The following is a 12,441-nucleotide window of genomic DNA, read 5'->3' as shown; positions in this document are numbered from 1 at the left end:
CTCACATGAGAAGAGGGACGGACCTTGTCAGGTTAGTCTATGAATTGTTTGTCAATTAAATCTGTGAATTCCGGTTTTTCTTTCAGGAACTTCAGTTCATAGGATGAGTCGGCAAATGCTTGAACGGCATCGGAGTCCACTTTGTAAGTGAAACCGATTCGTTCCCATGCCTGATCGACGACTTCTTTACTGAGTTCCTGGCCGGTTACGTCTTTTACGTCTTTAATCGTGATTTCTTTTGCTTCTTCCGGATTTTCAGCGATGAAAGAAGTTGCTTCTTTATGAGCGTCCACGATTTTTTGAATGGTGTCCGGGTTTTCTTTCACGGATATTCCAGAAGCTACAAGTACGGAAGCAGGAAGTGTTTCACCGAATGAAATTTCGTCATAATCGATGATGATGTTGGCGCCCGTTTCCTGTTGAATCACAGCTGCCCAAGGTTCCGGCGCTACGGCTATATCGACTTTCCCTGATTTCAGCATGTTGGCATATTGTGCCGGGTTTCCTGTTACGTGTTTCATGGTCCCGCCGATACGTTGAGATTCAATTCCATGTTCTTTCAAGAATGTTTCGACCTGTACATCATGCGTACAACCGACGGCGGGGGTGATGAAGGATTTACCTGCAAAATCGTCCACGGTTTTCACGCCGCTTTCCTTACTTGCTAGAACCACGGTTCCACCAGTGGATCCCCCACCGATGATTTTCACGTCAGCCCCTGTCATGTAGTTGTTCATGGCTGGACCAGGTCCGACAAGTCCGGCATCAATTTCACCTGTTTTCAATGCGGTCATAAACGATGAGCCATCCGGGAAGGTTTTGTATTCAATCTTTGTACCGTCACCCAACTGCTCCTTATAAAATCCTTTGTCCTTCGCAACCATAGCGGGAACGTGGTTAATATTAGGGAAGTAACCGATGACGACCTTCTCGCTTACGTCTCCGCCTGAGCTTTTTTCAGTACCGCAGCCTGCCAAAACACCAAGGAATGTAAAGAAAATCGTTATGAGTAAAAATGCTTTTTTCATTTTGTAACCTCCTGTTTTTATTAATGAGGCAGTGATCATCACCTGCCACAATTTTTTCGTCTATGGTTAAGACTCCAATCCCCAACGCTTAATCACTGATTTTTCAATGCGCTGGAAGATCAGCTGATCCACGATCGCCCCGATGACTCCAATGATGATCATGACGGCAATGACCAGGCTCATGTCACCGAAGTCTGATGCGTATCTGAGAGTGTAGCCGAGTCCGGGACCGGTGCTTAAAAGTTCCCCGGCCATCAGTGCTCTCCAGGCGAAGGCCCATGCAAGACGTGAACCGGTGACCACATAAGGGATCGATGCAGGGAAGATGACTCGAATGAATAAGTCCAAACCTCTCGATCCCATCGTTTGTGCTGCTTTTAAAAAGAGTGGGGAGACGTTTTTTATACCCATTCGAATGTTGAGGGCCATGACGAATGTTCCACCGAGAATGACGACGAAAATGACGGCTTTTTCATTGAGGCCGAACCACATGATGGCCAGTGGAAGCCATACGATACTCGGTACACTCTGAAAGGCCAGCAGTAATGATCCCAGCGTATCGTCGGCCGTTTTTGATTTGGCGAGAAGAACGCCGATGCTGGTTCCGATAACGAGGGAAATCCCCAATCCGATGAATAAACGTTTGAAGCTTGCAATAAGGTCAATGATCAAGGTTTGATCGGCAATCCCTGTAAATAGGGCCTGGAAAACGGAAGTAGGAGAGGGGAGGACAACTTCTGTCCATAACCCGAATCGTGATCCCGATTCCCAGAGGCCTATAATGAGGGCAAAGAAGATGATTCGTTTAAGAGCTGTGTTCATAGGCCAATTCCTCACTTATCACTTTGTCGATTTCCTTCTTTAAATAGGTCATGATATGTTCTTCGATTTTCACCATTTCTTCTTTATGAGCATCCCGGGGACGGGGGAGATCCACTTTGATATCTGCCAAAATCGTGCCGGGGCGGGTACCCATGACGATGATCCGGTTTGAAAGCTTAATAGATTCCGAGATACTGTGAGTGACGAACAGGACAGTTTTCTTTGTTTCCATCCAGATCGTTTCAAGCTGGTGGTGAAGGCGGGAGCGGGTCTGTTCATCCAGCGCACCGAATGGTTCATCCATGAGAAGGATTTCCGGGTTCATGGAGAGAGCACGTGCAATGGCCACCCGCTGCTGCATTCCACCTGAAAGCTCATGAGGGTAATGATCCTGATAGTTTCCCAGCTGGACCATATGTAAGTATTTTGCGGCTTGTTGTCTTGCCTCTTTCTTAGACATCTCTTTTTTCAGAGGGAACGTTACATTGTCACGCACATTCAGCCATGGAAAAAGTGCCGCTTGCTGGAATACCATCCCCCGGTCTTTTCCGGGTTTCTTGATCGGATTTCCATCTACAAGAATCTCTCCAGAACTCAAGGCGGTCAGTCCTGCCACGATGGAGAGGAGAGTGGATTTACCGCATCCTGAAGGTCCCAGGATTGAAACAAACTCACCCTTATCTATCCCGAGATTAATATCCTTCAGTACATCGGTTGGTTTTCCTGACTTATCGAGGTATTGCTTATGGAGATGGTTGATCTGTATAAACATGTCATCACCCTTATCTTATAATTCATATTAGTTTAGTCGGAATATAAATAATGTAATTATAGTATATTGGGGATGGTTGTCAAGGTTTCCTTTATTTTGGAGAGCTGGATAAATGACGAGCTTGTCAACTTAAAAGTACATTTTGTAAATTAAATGAAAAAATATTCAATAAAGTGAAATATTTGGTTATTCTCTATCGTCTAATATATAAAAAGAAAAAGCGGGGGAATGGGATGTCCAACAATAGGATGGTTGCAGAATGGTTTCACCTCTATAGTGATGCAATATATACGTTCCTGGTATATCGGATGGCCTCGACTGATGTGGAAGATCTTGTTCAGGAGGTATTCATTCGGGCACTGAATTCCGTGGACTCATATGAAGGAAAAGCGAATCCGAAAACATGGTTATATTCCATTGCCAGGAATCTTGCCATCGATGAACTTAGAAAGAAAAAGAGGAATAAATGGTCCATTACTTCTTTTTCCCAAAAAGATCATGAAGCCGCTACTTTAGAAACACCAGAATCTCTTTATTTTCTAAATGAAGGAAGTCGCGAACTTCTAACCACTATTCAGAAACTTAAATCTAATTATCGGGATGTATTGGTTTTAAGAGGAATAAATGGCATTGATGTAAAAGAAACGGCCACTATTCTAAATTGGACTGAGAACAAAGTACGGATTACCTATCACCGTGCGTGTAAAAAGCTGCAATCCATAACAGGAGGATATACAAATGAAGAATCATAATGAAGACAATCTAGCAAAAAAACTTCCCCCGCTTCAATTAAATGACGAGTCGAAAGAACGGATTCATACAGCCATACTTCATCATGAACCTTCTCCGTCTTCACGGAAGAAAGGTTGGAAAGAGGGCAGATTTAAAAGCATTACCGCTGCAGCTGTAGGGTTACTGGTTTTTTCAATCTTAACGGTATATATCATTTCCGAAACTGACAAAGAAAAAGCAAATCAGTTATTCGCTGACGCAGAGAAAAACATTCAAGCGGTTTATGAAGAAATGGAATTGAACCTGCAAGAAACGGAAGAAGGCGAATTACTAAAAACGATTGAACCTTCTGAACTAAAGTCGGCTCAAGTATCTCTCGGAAATGCTGAGAAGGAAATGTTGAATAGTGGCGAAGAAAAGGAAAGGGATCTTCGTCAACATTTAATCCCGATGATGAAGGAAATAGAGGAATATAACCAAACCGTTCCTGTGGCCAATGAGCTTCAACAGGACATTAATGACGTGAGAAGTCTCCTGGAGAAAAGTCCTTTAGAAGAAAAAGTGACAGAAAAGGTAGCTTCCATAAAAAGCGAACAGGCAGAAAAATTAAAGGTATTCGAAAAACTTGAGAGTTCATCCCTTAGAACTTTTTTTACTAAACAATATTCCACACAAGTGAATCGTATTGATCAAACTTTCAATCAATATAAAGAAGTACAAGAAGAAATCCAAAACCTAAAAGATATTGCAGAAGAACAATCCTTAAACGAACAGGATTTCTCAAAAGAAGCAGAGAGATTGATGAAACAGGTTAACCTTTTGCCGGATAATCAGACGACTGCTGATATGAAAGAAGAAATACAGTCAGCAGAAGATACGTTCTTTCAGGTGAAAGACAAAAAGCGCCTTGAAGAAGAAGCGAGTCTTGAAAAGGAACAGGAAAACCGCGCCGAAACGAGAAATGGTTCTTCAGCTGAGGTAGAAGATAATGATACAAAGCATGAAAGCCTTGAAGATGAATTATACCCGATGGAATTTACTATGACCGATTCAAACGGACATACGTTTAAGCTAAGTCGTGATTTCGAAATCCATAAAATCGGAAAGGAATATGATGAAATTGCGAAAAGGTACGGAGGGCGGTTCTACTATACTCCTAACTCGGATATGTCACATGTCATTATAGGCAGAAAGATCATAGCGACCGTTTCTCTCGTGTCTGCAGCGGATGTGGAATATAAGGACCTCTTTATCGATTTGATGTCACTTCGATCAAAGAAATATACAAGGGACCAATTCGCGTCCATCGTAGAGACGGTCATTCAGAGTGGTGAGCCCTATAAAGTTGAAGAAGGGGACTCAGGGGAATTGCTCTCGGTGAAAAATGGAATGTTGGTTTATCATGGATGGTAGAGTGACTAATGTCAGAGCTATTTATGTACTCGATTGATTATAGTATAGGATGATTTTATCTATTCTCACTGATTTACCCATTGCCAAGAAAAAATGTTGAATTCATTTTTTGAAAAAGGTCAGAAAAAGCAGTTATTGAATCGTGATTTTGAGAACCACACCTTTTGGGATAAGGTGTGGTTTTTTTCTGCTCGGCGGGTGGTGTCGGTATGAGAGTTTATGAATAGTCGTTTTTAACCAGTGGTGACAGGGTAACACTATAATAAATACCATTATTTTCTTTAATTATTAGGAGGGACCCGATTTGATCAGCCAAACGAGAGATATTGTTCAGAAGTCTTTGGATGCTTTATTAGAGGACGAATCTTTTTTACCCGAAGTGAAAGGTGAGACAAGAAAGAAAGCGTTTACGTCGCTGACGTCCATTCTGTCGACACCGAACCACGTACATAAATCGTATTTGAGGATTCCGTTGGAGGATGAGAAGGTGGTCAGGATCCCGGCTTTTCGTGTTCAGCATAATAATGCCCTGGGTCCATATAAGGGAGGGATCCGTTTTCACGAGACGGTGAATGAGGAAGAGGTTGTTAATCTGGCTTCCTTGATGACGTTGAAGAATGCCCTTCATGATGTTCCGTTCGGTGGAGGAAAAGGCGGGATCATTTTGAATCCCCGTGAGTATACGGAGAAGGAGCTTCATCTGATCGCGAGGAAGTATGTCCAGTATTTCAGCGATGTCCTTGGACCCGATAAAGATATTCCTGCTCCCGACATGGGATCGGGGGAACGTGAAATGGACTGGATGATGGCGGAGTACAAGAGCATCCGGCCGGGGATGCCTTATAGAGGGAGCTTTACGGGGAAAAGTGTGGTGAACGGCGGATCGTTGGGCCGGAGAGAGGCGACGGGAAAGGGTGTGTTTTTTACATTCCGCTATCTCGTTCATGATTTTGTGAGGGAACAGAAGAGTCTATTAACGAAGACGGATAATGTCTTTGCGAAAACGGCTCTCGATTTCGAGGACCGACCCTTGACGATTTCAGTGCAGGGGTTCGGGAATGTAGGGTCGGTTGCGGCACTTGAAGCCTATCAATCCACTCATTTACAGAATAAAGTGGTGGCGGTGAGTGACCGGAATGTGACGTTGTTTAACTCAGATGGTCTTGATATTCCGGCTTTGGTCGAGTTTACGATGAAGAACAAAGGAGATCTCCCCACGAAGGATGAACAGTTGAAGGAAATCGGCGTGAAGGCTGAGGTCCGTGGTCGTGAAGAGGTTCTGTACCTGGATGTGGACGTTCTGATGCTGGCGGCGTTAGAGGATCAGGTGCACAAGGATAATGTAGAAAAGGTGAAAGCAAGAATCATCGTGGAAGGGGCCAATGCTCCAATCACAACGGAAGCGGATAACTATTTAAGTGATAAAGGAGTCATTATCATCCCTGATATCCTGGCCAATGCCGGAGGGGTGATCGTCTCCTACTTCGAATGGCTGCAAGGACGGGAAACACAGTTCTACACAGAGGAAGAAGTATTCAACCTCCTCTATGACAAAATGAAATTAACCATGGACACCGTCCTGCCCCTATTCTTCGGCGACCCATTCCCACTGCGCCAGAACTGCTACATCCACTCCGTCATGAAACTATCCACGGTCCTATACAGGCAAGGGAAACTTTATTAAGAACAAGGGACGGACCTCCATTCCTAGGAGCTGGTACTAGGAGTCGAGGTCCGTCCCTCTTTTTTTCAAACGGGGGTGTCCTTCACTCTCCTTATCCCCTATATAAAGGGTGAAGGGAGGTGAGGCACATGGCAACAGCGGATTTGAAATCTACGAGAATACGACTGGCTTATAATGATGGCTTGGATGAGAAGGGGAATCCTAAGATTGTGTACAAATCGTACAGCTACATCAATGCACTGGCAACGGCAGATGAGATGAACAGCGCGGCTTTATCCGTGGCAAGTCTTTCATCAAAGGGATTAAACAACATCGAGAAGGTCGAAACCTTCGACATTAACGAGTAAACGGTGATCGATATTTTAATAGAAAGGAGGTAGATGCATCATGGCAAAAGTATTGGAACTGGAATTTACAACCGAAACGGGAAAGTCAGCTAAGCTATCGATCAATGACCCGATCGAGCCGATTGATACGGTGGCGGTGAAAGCAGCGATGGATAACCTGATCGCGACCAATGTGTTTGGAAGTTCGAACGGGATGTTTGTGAGTGTGGAAGGAGCACGGGTAGTCGAGCGTAATGTGACGGATTATGATGTGATGTAATCGAATGAAAGTGTTCTCCTTAATTGGGGGACACTTTCTTTATGTTCTGCAACTTAAAAAAGAGTGACCCATTACAGGTCACTCTCAATCTCGGAAATGTTATTTCCCCAACAAATTCACAGCCTGTTCCAACACTTTCTCACCATTCATCATCCCATAAGACATCCCATCGATCACATCTACCTTAATATGATGGGGCTCTGCTTTTTCAATGATTTTAGATGATAGGTAGCGGACTTGAGGGCCGATGAGAATCACATCAAGTGTATCTAAGTGATTACTTAAGTCAGCTTCAGATGTAGCATTAATGGTGGCTTCAAGGCCTTTTTCTTCAGCGGCTTTCCGCATTTTTTGGACTAACATACTCGTTGACATTCCTGCCGAGCAGACCAGCATGATATTCATAGGAAGCACTCCTTACTTGGTTTGATGGATTTCGATGATTTCCTGGGCCAGTTCTTTGACGGTGATGGCGTTCATAAGATGATCCTGGGCGTGGATCAATAGAATCGTAGGATTCTGTGTGTCACCACTTGCTTCTTTTTGAAGTAACTGAGTTTGATAGTGGTGAGCTTGATGTACTTCTTTCGCTGCCTCGGCCATTTTTTCCTCTGCTGTCTCGAATTGTTTTTTCTTGGCGGCTTGCAAGGCTTCCATGGCGGAAGACCGGGCGTTTCCAGCATGTAATATAATATGAAAAGATATTTCTTCTAAGGTCATTTGTTGTTCAGCATTCATGCGATTTTATCACTCGTTTCAGATGTTTTCTTTAATTGGGCACGTTCAGATGCAAGCAGGAATGGGATGTACATAAGTGTAGCGATTGTCAGGTTCACAAGTTGTAGCACGATTCCACTCCAAGATCCGCCCGTTACCAGGTAGCCACTGATGATCGGTGGTGTCGTCCAAGGAACAATCGCGACGGTTTTAGGTACAATTCCTAAGCTCAGTGCCAGGTAAGATGTAACGGTCAATACGACAGGTACAAGTAAAAACGGGATAAACATAAGCGGATTTAACACAATCGGAAGACCAAAGATGACCGGTTCATTAATATTGAATACTCCAGGTGCAGCAGACAGTTTTCCGACTGTGCGGTAATGCTTCGTTTTCACCACAAGGAAGATGGCGATGATCAAGGCGATCGTCGTACCGGATCCACCCATGTACACGTACGCATCGAAGAATGGCTTCGTCACAATGTAAGGAACGTCGAAGGCACTCATCCCGTCTGCAAAGAGCTGCTGATTTTTCTCAATTAACGGTAGATAGATCGGTTCGATGATCGGACCTAATATGTTCGTGCCATGTAAGCCGAAGAACCAAAGGAAATGATTTAAGAAGGCTACAACTATGGCTGATGGCAGTGAGTTGGATACAGCTTGCAGTGGTTCCTGAACCACGGTGAACACGATTTCAAAGATGCTTTTTTCTGCAAAAGAAGTTAAGAGAGCTTGAATAAGTCCAACAAGAATCAAGATAATCGTTGCAGGAATCAGGGCTTTGAATGATTTTACAACACCTTCTGGCACACCATCGGGCATACTGATCGTAAACTTGGAACGAATCAACACTTTGAATAATTCTGTGACAAGAAGGGACGTGATGACGGCGACGAATATCCCTTGTGCTCCGGTCCAGGCGTAGGAAATCCCCCAGTCTTCGGTTACCGGCGTGAGGATGATGAGTGAAGCGATCGATACCAATGCTGCAGATAACCCATCGATATGATAGGACTTCGCTAAATGATAACTGATGGATGCAGCGACGAGCAGTCCGAGGATGGCGAATGACCCATTCCACATATTCCCCCCAACGGATTTCCAGCTTTCACCGAATACAGAAACCATAAAATTTTGAAAGGCATCAATCGGCAGGTTATTTAATAAAACAGCCAAAGATCCCACGATGATCAGCGGCATGATCGAAACGAATCCATCACGGATGGCAACGAGATGTCGTTGGGACCCGATTCTTCCTGCAATAGGCATAAACTTGCTTTCCATAAACCCCATTACTTTACTCATTTCTCTTTCCCCCATTTACTAGATTAATTGAATTGCGGTAAAAACTCTTTGTGAGCTTCCAATAATTCATCGACTAGTTGTCTTGCTACCCCTTCGTTCTGTACTAGCGGATTCATTACCATGGCCTGGTAGACATGATTGTACTCACCGGACATTGCTGCCTGAATGACGAGCTCTTCGAACGCTTTCATCTGTTGGATGATCCCTTTAATTGATGAAGGAAGCGGTCCAATGACGATTGGCCGAGGTCCGTCCCCCGTAATGACGGCGTTTACTTCGATGACAGCGTCGTGAGGCAGGTCCGGGATGGTTCCATTGTTCAGTGTGTTGACGGTTTGGATGTCCCCTGAGTTGTTGTAAATGCTCGTCATGAGGCTGCAGGCAGCATCACTGTAGTAGGCACCTCCTCGATTTTCCAGTTCTTTTGGTTTTTCATTTAACTCTTCTTTCATATATTGTATGAAAAGTTCTTTTTCAACTTTTCGAACAACCTCTGCCCGTGTACCGTTTTCTCTATAAGCTTGAAGGTCCTTTTCCAACACAGAGTCCCGTTGGAAGTAGTATTGATGATAAGGATTGGGAAGCATCCCCAAGGCTTGTAAAAATTCCTTAGACCATCCGAGGGAGACGATGTTGGCCGGTGAGTAATCCACTTCTTGATGGATCAGTTTTTGCAGAATTTGATCGGTGACATCCTGACCATTGACCCAAACCCTTTTTCCAAACACAAAATGATTCATCCCTACAAATTCAATTTGTACTTCATCTGTAGAACAATTCATCATCTCGGCCACGCTGTTCTTCATGTTGAAAGGAATATTGCACACCCCGATGACCTTATGATGTGTACTGTATTTCAGCAGGGCTTCCGTAACAATGCCTGCCGGGTTGGTAAAGTTAATAAGCCATGCATGGGGACAAATCTGTTGGATGTCATGACAAATTTCCATTAGGACCGGAATGGTACGCAAGGCCTTGAATATACCGCCTGCTCCATTGGTTTCCTGACCGATGACGCCATGACTTAACGGAATACGTTCATCTTTTTCCCTGGCTGAGAGGCCGCCTACCCTGATTTGTGTTGTCACAAAATCAGCGCCTATCAAGGCATCACGCCGGTTAAGAGTCCATTCCAATTCAATCGGCACACCTGCTTTTTGAATCATTCGACGAGCAAACTGTCCGATAATCTCAAGCTTCTCTTTTCCTGCTTCGATGTCTACAAGCGTTATGTCCGTGACAGGAAAAGATGTGTATCGGTGGATGAACCCCTCGATAATTTCTGGTGTATAGCTTGATCCTCCTCCGATTATGACTACCTTTAATGACATTCTGTCGATCTCCCTTCACTTTGAAAGCGATTTCTTTTTTATAATGTATCATACAAATTTTCGCTCGTCTATATATTGTAGTGACAAATTTAACTTTTATGACTAATTTTTATTTATTTGTAATAACAAATTATTTTTATGATAAAATGATTAGGAATAGAGAATTGAACGTGGATGTGTTATAACAAATATAGGAAGAAAGTGGAAGGGAGAAACAGAATGAAAGAGACACAAGAAGCAAAGGCCTTGCATTCGCATGTTAAAGAAGAAATCATCCACATGATTAAAAATAAAGAATACGCGCCGAATACAAAACTGCCGACAGAGGCGGAGTTTTGCGAAAAGTTCAATGTCAGTCGTACAACGATCCGGACGGCGCTCCAGCAGCTGACACTTGAAGGATACGTTTATCGTGAGCAAGGAAGAGGAACCTTTGTCGCAGAAGAGAAAGTCAGTCAAATCCTGTCCTCGACGATCGACAACTACACAGAGCAACTGCGATTACAAGGTAAGAAACCTAAGATCAAGGTGCTAAGCATGAATGTCATCCCGGCAGAATCAACAGTGGAAAAAGCGTTGGAATTGAAGAATGGAGATCCAGTCAATCGTTTAGAGAGAATCCGTTATTCAGACGGGCTGCCACTGCAATATGAGGTGGCCTATCTGCCCTGGTACAAGACGCCCGGGCTTGATAAAGACGAATGTGAAAGATCTCTTTACAAGCTCCTGGAAACACAGTTTGATATAAAAATTAAGAAAACCGTCGAAACGATCGAGTTATTTTTAGCAGATGAACGAGTGGCAGAAAAGCTTGAGGTGCCTGAGGGGACACCTTGCTTTATGATCGAGACGACGGCTTATGTTGAGGATGGATCGGTGATTGAATTTTCCAAAGCGATCTTCAGAGGAGATAAAGCAAGCTTTCTTGTAGAAAGAACCTATTAGCGAAAAGGGGATGGGGGATTATGAGGAACGTGATCGTCAATGCAGATGATTTTGGTTTATGCCGGGGGGTGAATTACGGCATCGTTGATAGTCACCGATTTGGAATTGTCAACTCAACAACGATGCTGGTCAATATGCCGGGGACTCTGCATGCGGTGGAATTGGCGAAGGTTTATCCGGAATTACAGGTTGGGATCCATTTAACGCTGACATGCGGGAGACCGGTTTCTGGCGGAGTCCCATCTCTTCTGGATGAGAGAGATTTTTTCCGTTACACCAGCAGGATTTTTGAAGAAAAAGAAATCAATGTGGATGAGGTTGAAATGGAGTGGGAGGCTCAGGTGGATAAATTTCTATCATTCGGTTTGCCCCTTTCTCATATTGACAGTCATCACCATGTTCATAGCTTTCGGCCTTTGATCCCGGTGGTGAAGAGATTGTCGGAGCGATTTGGGGTTCCGGTCCGGAAGGTACCCTGTGATGAGTTTGAAGCAATGAATGTGTTAACCGATCGTTTCTCGATGGACTTTTATGGTGACGGAGTGTCGGTTGAAGGATTGAAGAGGATATTGGACAGCAGGGATGAAGGTGAGACGCTTGAGATTATGTGTCATCCGGCTTATGTTGATACATACTTGAAAGGGAATTCGTCTTATTGTGAGCAGAGGTTGAGGGAGTTGGATGTGTTAACGGGGATTAAGGAGTGGACGTTCTAGTTTTCGTTTGATTGTTTGAGAGATTAGAATATTTGTTGTGAGTTGTTATGACAAATGATCGGGGTGCTGCTATGGAAGGCAGTGCCTTTTTCTTTTGGTAATGGAAATTACTCTCGTTTGGAGGTGGGAAGGAATGTTTTGGGATAGTATGTATGGTTTTTGAGCCTTTGAGATGGTGTTAAGGAGAATTTTATCTGAAATTCATGTGAAATACATGGATTGATAGGGTGAGAGAGGTTTATTATCGACTTTAGAATATATTATCAACTGTAAAAAAATAGATAATTATCACCACCAGTCCAAACCCAATTTCTTCCCACCCAAAAAAATCCCTACCCTAGTGCACCAATTAAGATAACGCTTAC

The 12,441-nt window shown here is 43.7% G+C and carries 14 protein-coding genes; 7 read left to right on the top strand and 7 right to left on the bottom strand.

Translation table 11 applies throughout. From position 1 onward, the window contains the following. Positions 1-32: 32 nt before the first annotated feature. From ACXAF2_RS09610 to ACXAF2_RS09600, 3 genes are all read right to left on the bottom strand, one after another. Positions 33-1,028, bottom strand: a complete 996-nt coding sequence (locus ACXAF2_RS09610; RefSeq protein ID WP_475138345.1) for an aliphatic sulfonate ABC transporter substrate-binding protein — start codon at positions 1,026-1,028, stop codon at positions 33-35. Positions 1,029-1,094: 66 nt separating this feature from the next. Further along, positions 1,095-1,850, bottom strand: coding sequence for an ABC transporter permease (locus tag ACXAF2_RS09605; protein WP_149156444.1), 756 nt, complete (start codon positions 1,848-1,850; stop codon positions 1,095-1,097). Next, the gene (locus ACXAF2_RS09600) at positions 1,834-2,622 is read right to left on the bottom strand and encodes an ABC transporter ATP-binding protein (RefSeq protein ID WP_475138344.1); all 789 of its coding nucleotides are present in this window, start codon (positions 2,620-2,622) and stop codon (positions 1,834-1,836) included. Before ACXAF2_RS09600 ends, ACXAF2_RS09605 begins: the two co-directional genes overlap by 17 nt. Positions 2,623-2,855: 233 nt before the next feature. On the opposite strand from ACXAF2_RS09600, the gene ACXAF2_RS09595 reads away from it, so the two are divergent. The 5 genes from ACXAF2_RS09595 (at position 2,856) to ACXAF2_RS09575 (ending at position 7,057) form a co-directional block, all read left to right on the top strand. Next, positions 2,856-3,374 (top strand): RNA polymerase sigma factor, encoded by a 519-nt coding sequence (locus ACXAF2_RS09595; RefSeq protein ID WP_475138343.1) that lies wholly within the window; start codon positions 2,856-2,858, stop codon positions 3,372-3,374. After that, positions 3,361-4,767: a hypothetical protein gene (locus ACXAF2_RS09590; protein WP_475138342.1), complete on the top strand. Its 1,407-nt coding sequence runs from the start codon at positions 3,361-3,363 to the stop codon at positions 4,765-4,767. The genes ACXAF2_RS09595 and ACXAF2_RS09590 overlap by 14 nt, the downstream gene beginning before the upstream one ends. A 304-nt stretch (positions 4,768-5,071) precedes the next feature. Beyond that, positions 5,072-6,451 (top strand): Glu/Leu/Phe/Val family dehydrogenase, encoded by a 1,380-nt coding sequence (locus ACXAF2_RS09585; RefSeq protein ID WP_475138341.1) that lies wholly within the window; start codon positions 5,072-5,074, stop codon positions 6,449-6,451. A 128-nt stretch (positions 6,452-6,579) separates the two neighbouring features. After that, positions 6,580-6,798, top strand: coding sequence for a DUF1659 domain-containing protein (locus tag ACXAF2_RS09580; protein WP_113970394.1), 219 nt, complete (start codon positions 6,580-6,582; stop codon positions 6,796-6,798). A gap of 40 nt (positions 6,799-6,838) precedes the next feature. Then, on the top strand, positions 6,839-7,057 hold the full coding sequence (locus tag ACXAF2_RS09575) for a DUF2922 domain-containing protein (RefSeq protein ID WP_282138643.1): 219 nt from the start codon (positions 6,839-6,841) through the stop codon (positions 7,055-7,057). Positions 7,058-7,156: 99 nt separating this feature from the next. Here ACXAF2_RS09575 and ACXAF2_RS09570 read toward each other — a convergent pair whose 3' ends face one another. From ACXAF2_RS09570 to ACXAF2_RS09555, 4 genes are read right to left on the bottom strand one after another with little or no spacing between them, the layout of a single operon-like run. Then, the gene (locus ACXAF2_RS09570; RefSeq protein ID WP_475138340.1) at positions 7,157-7,462 is read right to left on the bottom strand and encodes a PTS sugar transporter subunit IIB; all 306 of its coding nucleotides are present in this window, start codon (positions 7,460-7,462) and stop codon (positions 7,157-7,159) included. A 12-nt stretch (positions 7,463-7,474) separates the two neighbouring features. Then, positions 7,475-7,795 carry a PTS sugar transporter subunit IIA gene (locus tag ACXAF2_RS09565; protein WP_430314205.1) on the bottom strand — a complete coding sequence of 107 codons (321 nt, stop codon included), beginning with the start codon at positions 7,793-7,795 and terminating at the stop codon, positions 7,475-7,477. After that, on the bottom strand, positions 7,792-9,084 hold the full coding sequence (celB, locus tag ACXAF2_RS09560; RefSeq protein WP_475138339.1) for a PTS cellobiose transporter subunit IIC: 1,293 nt from the start codon (positions 9,082-9,084) through the stop codon (positions 7,792-7,794). The genes ACXAF2_RS09565 and celB overlap by 4 nt, the downstream gene beginning before the upstream one ends. A 23-nt stretch (positions 9,085-9,107) precedes the next feature. Continuing rightward, entirely contained in the window at positions 9,108-10,415 is a 1,308-nt protein-coding gene (locus ACXAF2_RS09555) for a 6-phospho-beta-glucosidase (RefSeq protein ID WP_475138338.1), read from the bottom strand. A gap of 219 nt (positions 10,416-10,634) precedes the next feature. On the opposite strand from ACXAF2_RS09555, the gene ACXAF2_RS09550 reads away from it, so the two are divergent. Both ACXAF2_RS09550 and chbG read left to right on the top strand, forming a co-directional pair. Then, positions 10,635-11,360 carry a GntR family transcriptional regulator gene (locus ACXAF2_RS09550; RefSeq protein ID WP_475138337.1) on the top strand — a complete coding sequence of 242 codons (726 nt, stop codon included), beginning with the start codon at positions 10,635-10,637 and terminating at the stop codon, positions 11,358-11,360. Positions 11,361-11,380: 20 nt separating this feature from the next. Beyond that, on the top strand, positions 11,381-12,076 hold the full coding sequence (gene chbG, locus ACXAF2_RS09545; protein WP_475138336.1) for a chitin disaccharide deacetylase: 696 nt from the start codon (positions 11,381-11,383) through the stop codon (positions 12,074-12,076). Positions 12,077-12,441: the final 365 nt, after the last annotated feature.

It is taken from the genome of Rossellomorea sp. ABR4_004 (genome assembly GCF_056159585.1).
The sequence above is the reverse complement of the archived record's forward strand: the minus strand, read 5'-3'. Positions and strand labels throughout refer to the sequence as shown.

Coding starts and splice junctions, on each gene's coding strand:
- ACXAF2_RS09580 (WP_113970394.1), top strand. CDS start 6,580: ATGGCAACAGCGGATTTGAAATCTACGAGAATACGACTGGCTTATAAT.
- ACXAF2_RS09565 (WP_430314205.1), bottom strand. CDS start 7,795: ATGAATGCTGAACAACAAATGACCTTAGAAGAAATATCTTTTCATATT.
- ACXAF2_RS09550 (WP_475138337.1), top strand. CDS start 10,635: ATGAAAGAGACACAAGAAGCAAAGGCCTTGCATTCGCATGTTAAAGAA.
- ACXAF2_RS09590 (WP_475138342.1), top strand. CDS start 3,361: ATGAAGAATCATAATGAAGACAATCTAGCAAAAAAACTTCCCCCGCTT.
- ACXAF2_RS09610 (WP_475138345.1), bottom strand. CDS start 1,028: ATGAAAAAAGCATTTTTACTCATAACGATTTTCTTTACATTCCTTGGT.
- ACXAF2_RS09605 (WP_149156444.1), bottom strand. CDS start 1,850: ATGAACACAGCTCTTAAACGAATCATCTTCTTTGCCCTCATTATAGGC.
- ACXAF2_RS09555 (WP_475138338.1), bottom strand. CDS start 10,415: ATGTCATTAAAGGTAGTCATAATCGGAGGAGGATCAAGCTATACACCA.
- ACXAF2_RS09600 (WP_475138344.1), bottom strand. CDS start 2,622: ATGTTTATACAGATCAACCATCTCCATAAGCAATACCTCGATAAGTCA.
- ACXAF2_RS09595 (WP_475138343.1), top strand. CDS start 2,856: ATGTCCAACAATAGGATGGTTGCAGAATGGTTTCACCTCTATAGTGAT.
- celB (WP_475138339.1), bottom strand. CDS start 9,084: ATGAGTAAAGTAATGGGGTTTATGGAAAGCAAGTTTATGCCTATTGCA.
- ACXAF2_RS09570 (WP_475138340.1), bottom strand. CDS start 7,462: ATGAATATCATGCTGGTCTGCTCGGCAGGAATGTCAACGAGTATGTTA.
- ACXAF2_RS09575 (WP_282138643.1), top strand. CDS start 6,839: ATGGCAAAAGTATTGGAACTGGAATTTACAACCGAAACGGGAAAGTCA.
- chbG (WP_475138336.1), top strand. CDS start 11,381: ATGAGGAACGTGATCGTCAATGCAGATGATTTTGGTTTATGCCGGGGG.